Origin of the sequence: Wolbachia endosymbiont (group B) of Parapoynx stratiotata, from assembly GCF_947250635.1 — a bacterium.
GTDB lineage: Bacteria > Pseudomonadota > Alphaproteobacteria > Rickettsiales > Anaplasmataceae > Wolbachia.
This window is the reverse complement of sequence record NZ_OX366335.1, coordinates 1,415,401-1,430,729: the sequence shown is the minus strand read 5'-3', so window position 1 is coordinate 1,430,729 and position 15,329 is coordinate 1,415,401. Positions and strand designations below refer to the sequence as shown.

General features: G+C 33.1%; 17 protein-coding genes. 9 read left to right on the top strand and 8 right to left on the bottom strand.

The window, feature by feature from the left end; translation table 11 throughout:
- Window positions 1–75: 75 nt before the first annotated feature.
- The gene (locus tag OOT12_RS06675; protein ID WP_264375201.1) at window positions 76–1,227 is read left to right on the top strand and encodes an aspartate kinase; all 1,152 of its coding nucleotides are present in this window, start codon (window positions 76–78) and stop codon (window positions 1,225–1,227) included.
- A gap of 15 nt (window positions 1,228–1,242) precedes the next feature.
- On the opposite strand, the gene recF is transcribed toward OOT12_RS06675, so the two are convergent.
- Together recF and bcp are read right to left on the bottom strand one after the other, a co-directional pair.
- Window positions 1,243–2,322: a DNA replication/repair protein RecF gene (recF, locus tag OOT12_RS06670; RefSeq protein WP_264336463.1), complete on the bottom strand. Its 1,080-nt coding sequence runs from the start codon at window positions 2,320–2,322 to the stop codon at window positions 1,243–1,245.
- Between the two features lie 8 nt (window positions 2,323–2,330).
- Complete coding sequence (gene bcp / locus OOT12_RS06665; protein ID WP_010403789.1) at window positions 2,331–2,798, bottom strand: thioredoxin-dependent thiol peroxidase; 468 nt, start codon at window positions 2,796–2,798, stop codon at window positions 2,331–2,333.
- 63 nt (window positions 2,799–2,861) lie between these two features.
- Between bcp and gshB the strand changes: the two genes are divergently transcribed.
- Window positions 2,862–3,788, top strand: coding sequence for a glutathione synthase (gshB, locus tag OOT12_RS06660; RefSeq protein WP_264375202.1), 927 nt, complete (start codon window positions 2,862–2,864; stop codon window positions 3,786–3,788).
- On the opposite strand, the gene murG is transcribed toward gshB, so the two are convergent.
- On the bottom strand, window positions 3,773–4,795 hold the full coding sequence (murG, locus tag OOT12_RS06655) for an undecaprenyldiphospho-muramoylpentapeptide beta-N-acetylglucosaminyltransferase (protein WP_264685264.1): 1,023 nt from the start codon (window positions 4,793–4,795) through the stop codon (window positions 3,773–3,775). The genes gshB and murG overlap by 16 nt on opposite strands.
- A gap of 73 nt (window positions 4,796–4,868) precedes the next feature.
- Between murG and OOT12_RS06650 the strand changes: the two genes are divergently transcribed.
- Window positions 4,869–5,228 (top strand): hypothetical protein, encoded by a 360-nt coding sequence (locus OOT12_RS06650; protein ID WP_214303140.1) that lies wholly within the window; start codon window positions 4,869–4,871, stop codon window positions 5,226–5,228.
- Window position 5,229: 1 nt separating this feature from the next.
- Here the strand turns inward: OOT12_RS06650 and lpdA are convergent, their stop codons facing one another.
- The 5 genes from lpdA to der all read right to left on the bottom strand — a co-directional run bounded on the left by lpdA (window position 5,230) and on the right by der (window position 10,000).
- Window positions 5,230–6,615 carry a dihydrolipoyl dehydrogenase gene (gene lpdA, locus OOT12_RS06645; protein WP_264375204.1) on the bottom strand — a complete coding sequence of 462 codons (1,386 nt, stop codon included), beginning with the start codon at window positions 6,613–6,615 and terminating at the stop codon, window positions 5,230–5,232.
- Between the two features lie 676 nt (window positions 6,616–7,291).
- Window positions 7,292–7,771 (bottom strand): disulfide bond formation protein B, encoded by a 480-nt coding sequence (locus OOT12_RS06640; RefSeq protein ID WP_264375205.1) that lies wholly within the window; start codon window positions 7,769–7,771, stop codon window positions 7,292–7,294.
- A 79-nt stretch (window positions 7,772–7,850) separates the two neighbouring features.
- Window positions 7,851–7,979 carry a hypothetical protein gene (locus tag OOT12_RS06635; protein ID WP_264375206.1) on the bottom strand — a complete coding sequence of 43 codons (129 nt, stop codon included), beginning with the start codon at window positions 7,977–7,979 and terminating at the stop codon, window positions 7,851–7,853.
- Window positions 7,980–7,997: 18 nt separating this feature from the next.
- A complete protein-coding gene (locus OOT12_RS06630; RefSeq protein ID WP_264377213.1) occupies window positions 7,998–8,432 on the bottom strand; it encodes a hypothetical protein in 435 nt (144 codons plus the stop codon).
- A gap of 242 nt (window positions 8,433–8,674) precedes the next feature.
- Window positions 8,675–10,000 carry a ribosome biogenesis GTPase Der gene (der, locus tag OOT12_RS06625; protein WP_264375208.1) on the bottom strand — a complete coding sequence of 442 codons (1,326 nt, stop codon included), beginning with the start codon at window positions 9,998–10,000 and terminating at the stop codon, window positions 8,675–8,677.
- A gap of 135 nt (window positions 10,001–10,135) precedes the next feature.
- Here der and OOT12_RS06620 point away from each other — a divergent pair, with 135 nt between their 5' ends.
- From OOT12_RS06620 to OOT12_RS06595, 6 genes are all read left to right on the top strand, one after another.
- On the top strand, window positions 10,136–10,324 hold the full coding sequence (locus OOT12_RS06620) for a hypothetical protein (RefSeq protein WP_264375209.1): 189 nt from the start codon (window positions 10,136–10,138) through the stop codon (window positions 10,322–10,324).
- On the top strand, window positions 10,317–10,958 hold the full coding sequence (locus tag OOT12_RS06615) for a hypothetical protein (protein WP_264375210.1): 642 nt from the start codon (window positions 10,317–10,319) through the stop codon (window positions 10,956–10,958). The genes OOT12_RS06620 and OOT12_RS06615 overlap by 8 nt, the downstream gene beginning before the upstream one ends.
- 124 nt (window positions 10,959–11,082) lie before the next feature.
- On the top strand, window positions 11,083–12,609 hold the full coding sequence (locus OOT12_RS06610) for an acyl-CoA carboxylase subunit beta (RefSeq protein ID WP_264375211.1): 1,527 nt from the start codon (window positions 11,083–11,085) through the stop codon (window positions 12,607–12,609).
- A 741-nt stretch (window positions 12,610–13,350) separates the two neighbouring features.
- On the top strand, window positions 13,351–14,499 hold the full coding sequence (locus OOT12_RS06605) for a M61 family metallopeptidase (RefSeq protein ID WP_264375212.1): 1,149 nt from the start codon (window positions 13,351–13,353) through the stop codon (window positions 14,497–14,499).
- Window positions 14,500–14,564: 65 nt separating this feature from the next.
- The gene (locus tag OOT12_RS06600; RefSeq protein WP_264375213.1) at window positions 14,565–14,819 is read left to right on the top strand and encodes a hypothetical protein; all 255 of its coding nucleotides are present in this window, start codon (window positions 14,565–14,567) and stop codon (window positions 14,817–14,819) included.
- A gap of 223 nt (window positions 14,820–15,042) precedes the next feature.
- Window positions 15,043–15,216 (top strand): hypothetical protein, encoded by a 174-nt coding sequence (locus tag OOT12_RS06595; protein ID WP_179943622.1) that lies wholly within the window; start codon window positions 15,043–15,045, stop codon window positions 15,214–15,216.
- Window positions 15,217–15,329 lie beyond the last annotated feature (113 nt).

The following is a 15,329-nucleotide window of genomic DNA, read 5'->3' as shown; positions in this document are numbered from 1 at the left end:
AATTAGTGACCAGAAAAACACATTTAATTAAGCAACTATACTCTCTAGAAAGGTGAAATTGACCTTATTGTAACTATGAACAAAATAATAATAAAAAAATTTGGTGGTACTTCGCTAACTGACTTAAATCGAGTTGCAAATCTAATAAAAAACGATATTGAAAAAGGTTATAATGTAATTGCTGTTGTATCTGCTGCTGCAGGATTCACTGACCAAATGGCTTTTCAAGCCAGGCAAATTTCAAATTTAAATTGTAGACAAGAGTTATCAGAGTATGATGTCCTGCTTTCAGCAGGAGAACAAATCTCTTGCGGGTTATTAGCTATCACTCTTCTGTCTGTTGGAGTTAATGCTAAATCATGGCTCGCCTGGCAGTTACCAATTGTAACGGATAATTTTTATTCTGAGTCTAAAATAAAAAAGATAAAAATTGACCATGTAAAAAGATCTTTTGCTGAGGGTTATACTGCTGCAATCATTGCTGGTTTTCAGGGTATACACGATGATAGAATCACTACTTTTGGTAGAGGAGGATCTGATATCTCAGCAATTGCCTTTGCTGTAGTCTTTGGTATTAGGACTTGTGAAATTTTTACTGATATTGATGGAATATATACAGCAGACCCAAAAATTGTTCCAAGGGCACGCAAGCTTAAATCTATCTCTTACAATGAAATATTGGAGATGTCGTCATCTGGTGCTAAAATATTGCATAATCGTTCAGTACAACTTGCAATGAAGCATAATATTAAGGTGCAAGTGTTATCCACTTTTGAGGAAGTAGAAGGCACTTCAGTACTACACGAAAAAGATGTACTGGAAAGATACTTAATTACCGGAATAACTTATAGCACTAACGAAGCTCTTGTAACTTTCACTAACCTTGCAGATATGTTGTGTATTCTAAAAGATATTGCAGGGGCAAATATTAAAATTAACATGATACATGGATCAAGCTTTGTGATTTCCGAGTTTGATGTTGACTCAATGAGAAAGCTGCTGAACAAAAATGAAAATTATGTCGTAAACAATAATATAGCTAAAATTTCAATAATTGGTATTGGTGTTATGTCTGTGATGCACTGCACACTCAAGGTTTTAAGCGAAAAAAAGATAGAAATACTTGCTGTCACAATGTCCGAAATCAAGATCAGTATAGTTGTTCAAAAAAAACACGCTGAGGCTTTAATTAGAGATTTACATACCGAATATGAGCTTGATGTATGACAGCACGCTTGAAATTTATTTACTTGATAATTCAAAAAACTTGAAAGAGCAAAGATAGTTATTGAAATTATCTTGATTTACATCGGTTATCCAAGTTTGACATTGAATACTTAACACCTCCTCCATTAACACCTTTCTGTAATCTTTATCCAGATGCGACATTATATCGTCAAGCAGAAGAAGAGGTGCTTTATTGTAATGAATACACCTTGCTTTTACACTAGATAAGATGATAGAAAGCAGTAATAGCTTTTGCTCTCCAGTAGAACAAAGATTTATTGGCATGTCCCCTTTTTGGCAAAAAACCCAAAAATTATCATTATGTACAGAAAAGGTTACTCTACCAGTTAATGAGTCTTTTTCTCTGTTTTCCTTTAGACGATTCTGAAAATATTCTGCAGTATCGTCCAAAGTTAGCTGGCTGCTGAATTTCAAACTTGCCTTCGGAAAAAGCTTACAGGAATGGTTATCAATTGTGTCTTGTAATATCTTTAAAACAGATGATCGCATACGTAAAATATCAATTGCATTGGTAGCCATGACGTTTTCAAGACTAGAGAGCCAACTTTCGTCCAAAATATTCTCTCTAAGCAATTTACTTCGCTCATGCTTAGCTTTTCTATATTTCATGTAGCAATAGGTGTAATTTTCTTCAAATAGTGAAACTATACGGTCTAAAAATTTTAACCTGTCGCTTGGAGAATTAAGAAGAATATAGTCCATTTGTGGAATTAGCCATATTACATTAGATATTCTATACAAAGATGAGTAGCTTGACTGCGTTTTCCCATCAATTTGTATTAATTTCTTATTAAGATTCTTTCCTATACCAATTGAGTTAAGCTCTGCTCCATTGAAAAAATCATAATACACTACCCAACTTTCATTACTGCGCCTATTTTGCATCTCATTGATTTTTGCTTTTTTCATTCCGTTGCTTTTAGCAAGCAATGAGATTGCTTCAAGTATATTAGTTTTTCCAATACCATTTTTGCCAGTTACTACAACTGGTCTATCATCTAAATCCAGTTCAAAGTTTGAATGACTACGAAAGTTATATAATTTCAGTTTTTTTATATAGCAATGGGTAGTCATTCTTTAATTTATATTCTCCTTACTTCTTCTAGAACCTCATCAACATGTCCACTAACTTTTACGTTTTTCCAGATCTTCACTACTTTACCTTTTTTATCTATTAAAAAAGTAGTGCGCTCTATTCCCATATACTTTTTGCCAAACATACTTTTCTCTACCCAAACACCATACTTTTCCAACATTTCAGCATTTTCATCAGAAACTAAAGAAAATGGCAGAGAATATTTTGCTTTGAAGTTAGCGTGGCACTTAACGCTATCTTTTGATACACCAATTATCACTGTGTCAAGAGAAGAGAAATTTTCTATTTTGTCTCTAAAGCCTTTTGCCTCCATTGTACAGCCCGGAGTATCGTCTTTAGGATAAAAATAAAGGACTACATTTTTTTTATCAAAAAATTCACTCAGCGATAAAATTTCGCCAGAATCTGTTGGCAAACTAAAATCAGGTGCATTATTTCCTACTGTTAATTCCATACTTTGCTCCATTATTAACACTTTTATGGTACTATAGTATATTGTAATAGGAAGGGAGGATAAATGAAAGTAGCTTTTCAAATGGATGAAAATATAAATTTTGAAACTGATACTACATTTGCATTAATAAAAGAAGCGCAGAGGAAAAAGTACGAAATTTTTGTTTATGTACCTAATAATTTAGCACTCAAGTTAAATCAGCCAATTGCCCTTGCTCAGAAAGTCAGCGTTGATGATTGTAGCTTCATTTCAAAAGAGGATGTAGTAATCAACCTAAATGAAATGGATATCATATTTATCAGACAGAATCCACCATTTGATATGCGGTACATTACAACAACCTATATCTTAGAAAAGACTACTGCGTTAGTAATAAATAATCCAACAGAAATAAGAAACTGTCCTGAAAAATTAATTACTTCACTATTTCCAGAGCTAATTCCTCCAACTTTGATCACTGAAAATATATCGATGATTAGAAATTTTTGTCACGACTATCAGGATATCATCTTGAAACCACTATATAGCTATGGAGGAAATGACGTAATAAGAATACAAGACCAAAATAGCATTCAAGTGGTAGTCGATCTCATGATTGCAAAATATGAATGTCCTGTAATTGCACAAGCATTTTGTAAAAAGATAAATACAGATAAAAGAATACTGCTACTGGATGGAAAGCCAATAGGAGTAATGAAGCGAGTTCCAAAGTCTAGCGGAGAAATCAGAACAAATATGCGGCTTGGAGCAAGTTTTGAATCTATTGAAATGAATGATAGAGACACTGAAATATGTAATAAAATTGGTCCTGAGCTAAAGAAAAGAGGGCTAATATTTGTTGGCATTGATATTATAGATGACTTCCTTCTTGAAATTAACACAACTTCGCCTACGGGAGTAGTTTATATCAATAAGTTGTATAGTAAATCACTAGAAAAAGAACTATGGGATGCATTTAAAGAAAAAGCAATTCGTCAACTAAGTTCTTGAGCTATTGCCTTAATAAATTTAGTAACTCCATTCCTTATTCTTGTTTTCTTAGTATTATTAGCCATATCACGCAATTTTTGACAATTTTGCAATAAATCAACTAGCAACTCTCCTAGATTCTTTTTCGCGTTACTATTTTGCTCAACCATTACAGCTGCTCCCGAATCTTCAATATGTTTTGCATTATAAAATTGATGGTTATCTTTTGAGTGAGGATAAGGAATATATACAGCAGGACGCTCAGCAAGAGTAATCTCTGCTATTGAAGTTGCCCCCGCTCTGCTAATTACCAAATGAGCATTGGCCAGTTTATTTTCCATATCATCGAGAAACTCACTTAACTCACAATTAATTCCTTCACTTTTGTATAGACTCTTGACCTTGTTTATATTTTTCTTTGTACATTGCTGCGTTACTCTAATCCTTTCTTTTACTTCAACAGGTAGATCACAAATTACGCTGCTCACTACATCATCAAAAAAATTTGCACCCTGACTGCCTGCTATTATTAACACGTTTAAAACTGTTTCAGCTCTAGAATAGCCTTGTGCTTCTATATCGACAAAATTTCCTGTAAAAACGCATTTACTACCTTCTGCATACTTAGTCTCTGGAAAGCTAGTTGCAATTAATTTTGCACTCTTGAAAAAGAATCTATTTACTCTCCCTAAAACTATATTTTGTTCATGTAAAATTATAGGTATAGAAAAAATCTTTGCTGCAAAAAGAGTTGGAAAAGAAGCGTAGCTACCAAAACCAATGATTAGCCTTGGTTTTAATTTCCTGATTCTATATATTGCTAGTGCACAACTATACATTAACAAAAAGAGAAATTTCAATTTGTTGCCGCTTGGCTTGCACAATGGTAAAATATAACTTTCTACATTGATGGTTTTTTGATCCGTAAATAATATACAATTGTATCCTTGTACCTTTAGTGCCCTTGCTAAGGTTATAGCTGGAAAAATGTGTCCACCTGTACCGCCTGTTGCTAGAATAATAGTCATCTGTAAGTAGTAATTTGATAATATATTGTTAATTATTTTTTAATACTTTGCATGTAAAATTTTATCAAGCTTTATGATAGTTGAGTTAAAAATGCCTAAAAGTAGTGACAGTAAAAAAGAATCTAACGTAAAAAATAAGCCTCAAGAGCAAAGCAGAAGCGGAGGTTTACTAAAAAACATAATAAAAGCTCTTTTTAACTCAGTTGTTGATCTACCTCAGCAAGAACAACTCAATAAAAATATTGATAGACAACAAGGTTTAGACAGTAAAAGAAAAAGCCCAGAGGATCTTAATCAGGAAAAAAAGCTTGAAGTGAAAGAAGCAGCTGAAGGGTTAAAAGAAAAGTTAGAAAAATCTGATATTGGTAATCAATCTATTAGAATTGAATCGCCTAATCAGGATAATTGTAGCTCTAAAACAATGGATCGTTAGCTTAACTATTTAACGATTCATCATCTGCAGCAAGTACTGATTCGTGTATAATTTCCGAAATAGTTGGATGAGGAAAAATCGTAGATTTTATGTCGCAGTCTGTTCCCTCTAGTTGCTTTGCAAGAGCGAAATTGCTAATTAACTCTGTTACTTCCGCTCCTATCATGTGGCTACCCAGAAGTTCGCCTGTTTTTTTGTCTATAATTGTTTTCACTAAACCTTCAGTTTCACTTAGTGCAATAGATTTACCATTAAAGTTGGAGTGAAATTTTCCTACTTTTATATCGTATCCACTTTTTATTGCCTGTTCCTCAGTAAGGCCAACGCTTGCTACTTGCGGATGAGAGTAAGTGCAATTTGGTATGCACTCTTTTTTTAACTTATGAGCATTTTTACCGGCAATTTTCTCAACACAGATTACAGCTTCATGACTTGCTTTATGCGCTAAACATGGGGGACCAGCTACATCACCTATTGCATACACACTTGATTCACTTGTTTCATACCACTCATTCGTTTCAATGAAACCAGAAGGACTCAACTTAATTTTTGTATTTTCTAAACCTATATTTTCAGTGTTTGCTTGCACGCCAACTGCAACAATTACTCTATCGAATTCTTTATTATCACCACTACTTAGCTGCACTTGAACAGAGTCTTTATTTTTAGTGAAAGTTTTTACACTATTGCTCGTATATATTTTTATTCCTTGTTTTGTAAATATCTCTTGTACTAAATTTGAAATGTCTTTATCTTCCAGCGGCAAAATAGTGTCTTTTACTTCTATAATTGTTACATCAACCCCCAAAGTACTATAAAAACTTGCAAATTCTATTCCTATCGCACCAGAACCTATGATTAGTAGCGATTTTGGTAACTTCTTTGGAGTCATAGCGTGCTGCGCATTCCATATTAAATCTCCATCCGCCTCTATTCCAGGTAGATTTCGCGCTCTAACACCTGTTGCTAAAATGATATGATTGGAAGAAATCTCCTCCTCCTTTTTGTCATTAAGAATTTTTACAGTACGATTACCTGCAAGTTTACCAAAGCCTTGATGAACTTTGATGTTATTTTTTTTCATCAAATACTCAACACCACTTGATAGCTTATCAACAACGTTCCTTGAATATTTCACTATTGATTGTATATCAAAACTTGTATCCTTTACTTTTATGCCAAATTCTTCTGATCTTCTTATTAATCTATAAACTTCAGACGCTCTAAGTAGCGATTTTGTTGGTATACATCCCCAATTTAAGCATATACCACCCAAATTTTCCTCCTTTTCAACAATTGCAGTTTTAAGTCCAAGCTGCGCCGCTCTAATTGCTGCTATATAACCACCAGGACCGCTGCCTATAACTGTAATATCATACTCATTCATCAGCTTTCTTCGTATTCAAAAAGATTATATATAACAGATGGAAACCGTATAATCAATGCTAAGGTACATAGAAGCGACTTGACAAACCTTCCCACTTTTCTTCTTATATCAATAAGAGTATTTATCCTTATTTTTAATCTCCGCGGGTTTAAAAACAAAACTCAGATATTTATTGGCAGATTACATAAAAATTATAGCGGCTGCATGTTTTTTAAATTTTTTCTACTTCAGCCAAAACACGCTTGTTAGCACATTATCAATTTACATTATTAAAACTCGCTATATAGGGATTCTTTTGCCTTTTTTTACTTAGTAAATTTATTATATTTATAGCTAAAGCTTCAGGCCAGCACTTGATGCTGAAATCTTTACTACAAATAAGCATATTGAGCACAAAATTATTCTAAAATACAACGTTTTGGTGAGACTATGGACAAACTGAATCCCAGTATCTGGGCACTGGGATGACAAGAAATAGGCTGCTTTCATAACAATGAAAGGTTATTTGGATGATAGCTGCACTTCCAGTTTCAGCTACTCGGATGACAAGAAAGATGACACTGGCATGCTGAACCATAATGTTCGTACAGGTGTGCAAGAATCAGTGGGTGTGACTTGCCAAATTTTTAAATTACGGACAGCACCAAGTAACGCACAAGTACAGCGTCTATACCAGTTACTGTTGTACCTTATTTCTTTCTCCACAATACATTTTACCTGATAAGAATAGAGCTACTATAAGGTAAATAAGATTCCATGTTGCTAAGGAAATACCAAAAATATAATGAGGCCTGTCACAAGATGGAGAGTAATTAGGGTTTAATAGATTATTTCTTAGCTCTTCTATGCTAGCGTTGCCACTTGCTTGCTCTGTACAGCCTAAAACATCATGAAATAAGTGAAGTTCAAGACCTATATGATAAAAAGATATTATTGCACCAATGAGATAGCTGCAAAACATTGCATAGATTAGAATTTTGTTGTCTTTGAACATGTACGCAACTGCAAGTAACCCTGCAACATAGTAAACTACTCGCTCGTATATACATAACTTACACGGTATCATATTGAAAAAATACTCTAGCACATATGCAAAAATTAAAGCGACAGCGCTTGATAAGAGAAAAATTATAGAACTGTTATTTACATCTGACATAGTTAATGAATTACTACAATATCTGTGAAGAGTCAACTCTTGTTTGACAACGTTTCATGTAACGATAGAACACTAAGTACTATGTTACTACTTTTACACCTCTATACATATGCTCGCCGTTGTATATTGGTTCAGTAATCAGCCCTTTCATATCAGTTGCAACTCTAGTATCACTATCTATTTTTGCAATTTCTTCTTTGGTATACAATTCATCCTTGTTTTTCGTCTAGCTATTGTCATATTGAATATCAACTTCTCCTCCATTGGTTTTAAACCCAAATGTTTCTTGCATAAGCAATCTTGCTTCTTCCAAACGTCTATTGTAACGTTTGTTAGAATCTTGATAGCTAGATATAAGAAGAAGAACGTCATTAGAAAGAGTGAAATATACTATCTCTTCCATGATTTTGTAAATCTCATGTTCTGATAACTTAAACAAAGGATAATCTTTTTGAAACTTATTCTTTACTTCATTGTAAATTTCCATAATTTTTACTCTACCAGCATCGCTTAGAGCAATGATAGCATTTTCAATACTTGCTATACCATCATAGTCATAACCTTTTCTGTCATTTTCAGCAACCAAAAAGCCCTGCCTAGCATGAATCTCACCGACTTTCTTGTCTTCTTTAGGTGAGATATCAAAATCAAAATAGATCATAGGAGATTTCAATATCAACAACATAAATATACGCATGCTGTCTATCTCAACACCAAAATTTTACTTTCTGGAATAGAGTATAGATCTCTAAAATATTGAGATACAGTGTATAAAGGACATTTAGATAGTTCTGTTTTCTTATTTGGTTGCAAGTGAAAGCTAAATCCATACTCTCCTAAATCCAGCTCATTAAAGTCTATAAGCTCTATATTTTTGTCTAGATTAAAAGGAAGCAAGATTACCTACTTTACATAGGGATTTTTGTTCTTTTTCAAAAGTAATCTGACTGGTACGCCTTCAACAAAGAAGTTTTTTCTAAGACCATTAGTCAAATAACGTTTATAACTCTCATCAACACTTTCCGGGACGTTGCATACCAAAGAAAAAGCTGGAGGTTTGGTGCCAATTTGAGCAATATACTTCATTTTAATTGCTCTACCTTTTATAAGTGGGTGAGAATGTTTTTCCACAGCATCTATTAGCCAATTATTCAGTTTTGCAGTGCTGATCTTCTTGTTTAAGGATTCACTCACTTCAAGACACTTATCTATCACATCACCACAGCGCATACCTTTCAATGCAGAAATTGTTACAGTTGGCACTTCCAAAAATAACCGAGTCACTTCCTGTTGTTTGACAAATTTTATTAACTTACTTCTGTCATCCTTACCTATTAAATCCCACTTATTTAAAACAATGATAATTCCCTTCCCCCCTTTAATTGCAGCTTCAGCAATTGATAAATCCTGCTGCTCAACGCCAAGCAAGGAATCTAGCATTAAAATCACTACATGAGAGCGCTTTATTGACTCTATACTTTTTTCAACAAATCTTGATTCTAAGTTATCAACAACATTTGCCTTTCTGCGGATTCCCGCAGTATCGATGAGAGTGATTAATTTCCCATTATGGTCGTATGAAATATCCACAGAGTCACGCGTGGTACCGGGTTCTGAGCTTACTATTAGTCTATTTTCTGCAAGTAAACTGTTTAAAAAAGTTGATTTTCCAACGTTTGGGCGACCGATGATTGCAATCCTCAGTCTAAAGGACTCACTTTCAGGCAGCTCAGTGCCTTCGCTAAGACCTTCAATAACACTAGCTAATGCATCATAAAGATCAATCATACCAAGATTATGTTCGGCTGAGATGTACACCGGACCTATGAAGTTGAAGAACTGCAAATAATCAACGTTTTCCGATTTATGACTTTCGCATTTGTTTGCTATTAGTATTACAGGTTTGTTCGTTTTTCTCTTCAGCCACTTTGCAAACTCTTTGTTCTGCTCGTTTTGCACTTTTGCATCAACAAGAAAAAAAATTACATCTGCGCTTAATAAAGAAAACTCTATTTGTTCAATAACTTGTAGTGAAAAACTAGTTTGGTCATTCCATCCTCCTGTATCTATAACTTTAAACTCTAAATCACTAATTCTTCCAATTCCTTCACGCCTATCTCTCGTTACTCCTGGAATGTCACTAACTACCGCTGCTTTTCTTCTTACTAGCCTATTAAATAGAGTTGACTTGCCTGCATTTGGAAGGCCTATTATGACTATTTTCAGCATAGTTTAAGAGCATGTTTTGTACATAATAGATTATAATCAAAATTTTTCATTTTAACTATTGACTTGATAGATTATATACCTATCCTAAAATTAGGATATTTTATCTTAAGTTTATTATGTAGAATTGGAGGCGCTATGCATAATGCAAATGAAACTTTAATAATGAATTTCGATCAAGTTGCTCAATTAACTCCTCAAATTTATAAATTAGGGACACCTTATAACAACAGGACACGTATATATAACTATATAACTTTAGCTAAAGCATTGGAGAACCTCAATGATCCATCCCGGTCACATGCAAATAAGGATTTTTTTGAGTGACAATGATGAAGAAACTAAGAAATTTCTGAGTGTAATTCGAAAAGGAATTGCTGAATATACAGGTAATGATTCTGTAGATGTGAGGTTGAGAGGAAAAGAAGATAAATCATTTACTGCATGGGTATCGTTAAAAGAAGGCAGAGGTGAGTTAAAATTTGATAACTCATTTCCTGGTAAAGCCTTAAAGGATAGTAATCCAAAAATTGGAGCTTTTACATTGGTATCTCCAGAAGATAAAAGGTTGGTGCGTGTTTCACAAAGTGATGATGGTGTAAGGCTTTATCAAATACTAAATGAGTCTTGTATAATTAAATTTAACTGGAAAGTGGGTGATAGAGATTGCAGTATTGCTTTAAATATTAGTGGAAATGGTAACGTATTTTGTACTGATTTAAGTGATAATATAAGTCCTGAGGACTTCGAGGAAAACAAAGCTGTAAAAATAAAAATTGGCTATTATGAGAATAAGAAGATGGATAAATATAATGACATGACTCTAGCAAAATTGGTCTCATTGGCTTCAAACTTACAAGGAATTGAAAGAGAAGTTATAACAATTAATCCATCAACAGGTGTAACAAGTGCAAGTGCACAGAATGTTAGTGAGTCTCAGCATTCTCAAAATATTAAATAGAAATTGCTAGCGCATTAATTATCGTACACATACACCGTTGCATGCAGCAACGGTGTATGTGTATAATCAATAGGATTTGTAAGCTCAATAAAGTTTACAACCAATTTGAAAGTTATTTTACTACATGCAAGACTCTGAAATACTAGAAACTCTAAAGATCAAAACATTAGAAGCCGAAAAAGGAGGAGGTCCTGATAGAGTTAAGAAGCAACATGAAAAAGGAAAGCTAACCGCTAGAGAAAGGCTGAGTATATTGCTCGATGAAAATTCATTTCAAGAGTATGATAAGTTTGTGAAGCATCACGCAACTGATTTTGGCATGCAAAATGCTGATTTTTTAGGTGATGGAGTTGTAATTGGCCATGGTACTATTTATGGCAGAAAAGTTTTTGTTTATTCTCAGGATTTTACTGTCTTTGGTGGATCACTTGGTGCATCACATGCAAAAAAAATATGCAAAATTATGGATATGGCAATTAATGCCAGGATTCCAATTATCGGACTAAACGATTCTGGTGGAGCCAGAATCCAAGAAGGAGTAAATTCCCTTGCTGGTTACGGAGAAATTTTTCAAAGGAATGTAAATGCATCAGGCGTTATACCACAAATCTCTCTAATCATGGGCCCATGTGCTGGCGGTGCAGTTTACTCTCCAGCACTAACTGACTTTACTTTCATGGTAAAAAATAGCTCATACATGTTTATAACCGGACCAGATGTAGTGAAAAAGGTTACCTATGAAGATGTAAGCTTAGAAGACCTCGGTGGAGCAAAAATTCATACAAGCAAAACAGGAGTAGCAGATTTTGCATTCAATAACGACGTTGAAATGTTGCTAGAAATGCGTGAATTCTTTACCTTTTTGCCAGCAAACAATCAAGAGTTGCCAAAACCTGTAACAATCTGTGACTTAATTGATGATGTTGATGAATCTTTGAACACTCTAGTTCCTAGTAATCCTAATACTCCTTATGATATGTATGAACTCATTGAAAAGGTGTGTGATGAAAGGAAATTTTTTGAACTAAAACCCGATTTTGCCCGTAACATCATAATTGGCTTTGGCAGAATTGGAGGAAATACTATTGGTGTTGTTGCAAATCAACCTATGCACCTTGCAGGATGCTTGGATATTGACTCTTCAAGAAAAGCTGCGAGGTTTGTAAGATTTTGTGACGCATTTAACATTCCCATCATCACACTTATTGATGTTCCAGGTTTCCTGCCAGGTACAAATCAAGAATACAATAATATAATACAACACGGAGCGAAACTGCTTTACGCTTATGCTGAAGCGACCGTGCCGAAAATTAGCCTTATCACTAGAAAAGCGTATGGTGGTGCATATATTGTTATGAACTCAAAGCATTTAAAAGGTGATATAAATTATGCTTGGCCAACCGCTGAAATAGCTGTAATGGGCCCTGAAAGTGCAGTTGAAATTATATTTAGGCATGAAAAAGACCAGCAAACGTTAATCAAAGAATATAAAGAGAAATTTGCTAATCCATTTTTTGCTGCATCACATGGATACATTGATGACATTATAGTGCCAAGTAAAACAAGGCATCACTTTCACAAAGCATTAGAGCTACTTAAAAACAAGAAAGTAGAAAGAATATGGAAGAAGCATGATAATCTTCCTTTGTAACTTTCCTCTCAGTCTTTATTGTAAGGTCTACAGTGCCGTTACACCAAGTTGGATTACCAATAACGCTAACTTTTGGGTTCTTTTTTCTACAATGTATTCTTACTTTAGCTAAAAATTACTTCCGCATATTTTAAGTCTGATTATAATGACAATTAGAGATACTTTTAGAGCTCAAAAATTTATCTTTGTCTGCAGACTTTTTTTATTAAACTCATAAAAAAATGTAGCGTATCCTCTTCAGCGTATGTGAGTGCATACACACATACTTAATTTCTGTCGTATGTGCACTGCATTTTTTTCTAATCTTTTTTTTATAGGGGGGTTTTATGTTCAGAATTCCAGATACTTGACCTTTACTTTAGCTAATAAAAACCAACTGGTACCTGCGGTTTTTATAGCCTCAAAATTTCAATCAAACTTCAACTATCATTCAAAGAAACTTATAGTTATTCTTAGTGTTATTACTGTAGTAACAGCGCTATGATGATAAGAATATGGAATCCTTTATAACTTTCTTCTCAGTCTTTATTATAAGGTGTTCAATAATATGGGAAGAGTAAAGTTTTAAAGAGATAATTAAAATTATCCTTATCACCTACTTAGCAATAAATTATATTTGCTTAATCGTAATTACTTACACTTCTTCAATGTCCTGTTTTATTTATGGCAAACATTAAGCTTAAAAATGTACACAGTCTATTAAATTATATTATTTGTTTTTTCCTTATATACATTCAGTATATGCATTCTGCTATTACTTTAGATAACTCTTCATCACATTTAAAAAACTTACCTGATTTTTTACCTTTTAGAAAACCTTTTGATAATATAGAAAAAATTATTAGAACTGACAATTTTAGAAGTTTTGATCTTGATAAAAGAAATAAGCTTTATACCAATGCTCATAATAGTATCAGTCTTGTAAATATTATTAATAAAATTATCTTAGCTCAAGATAACTTATTCATACTAGAAAGTAAGCCGTATAATATAGTACTTGTTGATAATCCCAATCTTAGTAGAACTACAGGTGCTGCAGGAAAGGACTATGTAATTATTGAGGGAAGCTTAAAAAAAAATATCAAAGATTATACTAGAGTGATATCACATGAATTAATTCACAGATATATAGGACATATAATAGAGCAAGACAACGATAAGAAAAATGAAAAAAAATATAAGTGGTTTTTTGAAGGATTTACGGAATTTTATGGAGTGAAAACCTTACTTGACACGAAACTTATTAATAAAGATGAATATTTAGAAGTAATTAATACTATTTTAAAAGAGTATTTTAACTCCTTAGTACTTGATATTGATTTTGAAAAGATAGGCAAAAAACATTTACTTGATCAAAACATAAGCATGTTGAGCTATAACAAAGGTTTTATTCTTGCAATGATAATTGATGAGAAATTAAATGAGATTAGTAATGGAGAATATAACTTATTAAATGTTATAAATAGAATAATAAATGAAGCGACTTCAAAGCAAGTTAATTTTAATGTTGACTTATTTGCAAGTCATTTAAAACATTACTTATCAGAGTCCTTTATAAAAGATATCATAGCCTCTATAGGAGATTCTAGCATACTTCTCAGTCTATTACCCAGTAGATTACTAAATAAAAATTTAACTTTCCAAGATACTGATAAGTATAGTGATATATGCTTTAACTTAACCAGAAGTCTAGAGCTACAAAAGATACGTGGGGTTAAATTAGGTAGTGATTGCAATAATATGGGACTCAAGAATGGTCAAGAACTAAAGTGTTATAGTATTGACTTTAATAGTGGTAATATTAAGTTAAAAGTCCTTGAAAACAAGATACCGAAAGTTATACATTTGAAAGCAAATAAAATGACGAGTAGCATTCCAATATATAAATAGCTCAGATAAATGCTTGACAAAAGCTATAGTAAACCTAGACTTTGCTATTTTAAAGCAAAATAATTATGGTAAACAATAAAGAAAAACAAGTGGATTTATTATTAGAGCGTCTTAGCGTTAATATTGGTCAAGTTAGTAGTAGTATTATACTTAAAAGAATAGAGAAACTTTCAGGTAATTTTCATGGTAGAAATAATCACAGTAGCCATTGTCAGTTTGATAGAGATGGTGGAGGGCATGGTAATATATGCTGGGCAGATAAGATAAAAGAAGACCTGACTGAGAACTATCATAAAAAGGATAGAGAAATTTCTATCTAACTTTTCATTAGAGCTATTTTACGGTAATTATTCAAGAGTTGAAGGATTTGGCAAAAGAAGTCCTTTTGTATTACCGTTAATATGTGTTTCCAATAATGGTAATCTCGGCCCACTAGATGATTTGAGAACATGTGTCCCTCATAAGTTTGTTGAATATAACATAAGCAATACTAGTTGGGCTAAGTTCTTATCAGATAAATTTTTTAATAACTTTTTGAGTGATATGGAAAACAGGCCTGACGATTGTAAGCAGTGTTGTTATGAAAATATTTGTGGTGGGGGAAGTTATGGTAACAGGTTTAACCCTGCCAACGTAAGTTTTAATAATCCTTCAGTATATTGTGAGGGATTTTTGGCAAAGGATTATACAATTTCTTTTAATGCATGGATTTTCTAAAGAAAAATTACGGCAGGTATTATTGAATAGTAATACTGAAAAAGCAGCTTAATGGTAGTGTATAAAAGGTATTTACTAGACGTTTTTCTATAATCTAATTAGCATCTAGAGGA

What these genes read in the sequence shown, in the direction of transcription:
- OOT12_RS06675 (WP_264375201.1), top strand. Translation starts at nt 76, where the DNA reads ATGAACAAAATAATAATAAAAAAATTTGGTGGTACTTCGCTAACTGAC.
- gshB (WP_264375202.1), top strand. Translation starts at nt 2,862, where the DNA reads ATGAAAGTAGCTTTTCAAATGGATGAAAATATAAATTTTGAAACTGAT.
- OOT12_RS06610 (WP_264375211.1), top strand. Translation starts at nt 11,083, where the DNA reads ATGCAAGACTCTGAAATACTAGAAACTCTAAAGATCAAAACATTAGAA.
- recF (WP_264336463.1), bottom strand. Translation starts at nt 2,322, where the DNA reads ATGACTACCCATTGCTATATAAAAAAACTGAAATTATATAACTTTCGT.
- OOT12_RS06640 (WP_264375205.1), bottom strand. Translation starts at nt 7,771, where the DNA reads ATGTCAGATGTAAATAACAGTTCTATAATTTTTCTCTTATCAAGCGCT.
- lpdA (WP_264375204.1), bottom strand. Translation starts at nt 6,615, where the DNA reads ATGAATGAGTATGATATTACAGTTATAGGCAGCGGTCCTGGTGGTTAT.
- OOT12_RS06600 (WP_264375213.1), top strand. Translation starts at nt 14,565, where the DNA reads ATGGTAAACAATAAAGAAAAACAAGTGGATTTATTATTAGAGCGTCTT.
- murG (WP_264685264.1), bottom strand. Translation starts at nt 4,795, where the DNA reads ATGACTATTATTCTAGCAACAGGCGGTACAGGTGGACACATTTTTCCA.
- OOT12_RS06595 (WP_179943622.1), top strand. Translation starts at nt 15,043, where the DNA reads ATGGAAAACAGGCCTGACGATTGTAAGCAGTGTTGTTATGAAAATATT.
- OOT12_RS06650 (WP_214303140.1), top strand. Translation starts at nt 4,869, where the DNA reads ATGATAGTTGAGTTAAAAATGCCTAAAAGTAGTGACAGTAAAAAAGAA.
- OOT12_RS06605 (WP_264375212.1), top strand. Translation starts at nt 13,351, where the DNA reads ATGCATTCTGCTATTACTTTAGATAACTCTTCATCACATTTAAAAAAC.
- bcp (WP_010403789.1), bottom strand. Translation starts at nt 2,798, where the DNA reads ATGGAATTAACAGTAGGAAATAATGCACCTGATTTTAGTTTGCCAACA.
- der (WP_264375208.1), bottom strand. Translation starts at nt 10,000, where the DNA reads ATGCTGAAAATAGTCATAATAGGCCTTCCAAATGCAGGCAAGTCAACT.
- OOT12_RS06620 (WP_264375209.1), top strand. Translation starts at nt 10,136, where the DNA reads ATGCATAATGCAAATGAAACTTTAATAATGAATTTCGATCAAGTTGCT.
- OOT12_RS06630 (WP_264377213.1), bottom strand. Translation starts at nt 8,432, where the DNA reads ATGATCTATTTTGATTTTGATATCTCACCTAAAGAAGACAAGAAAGTC.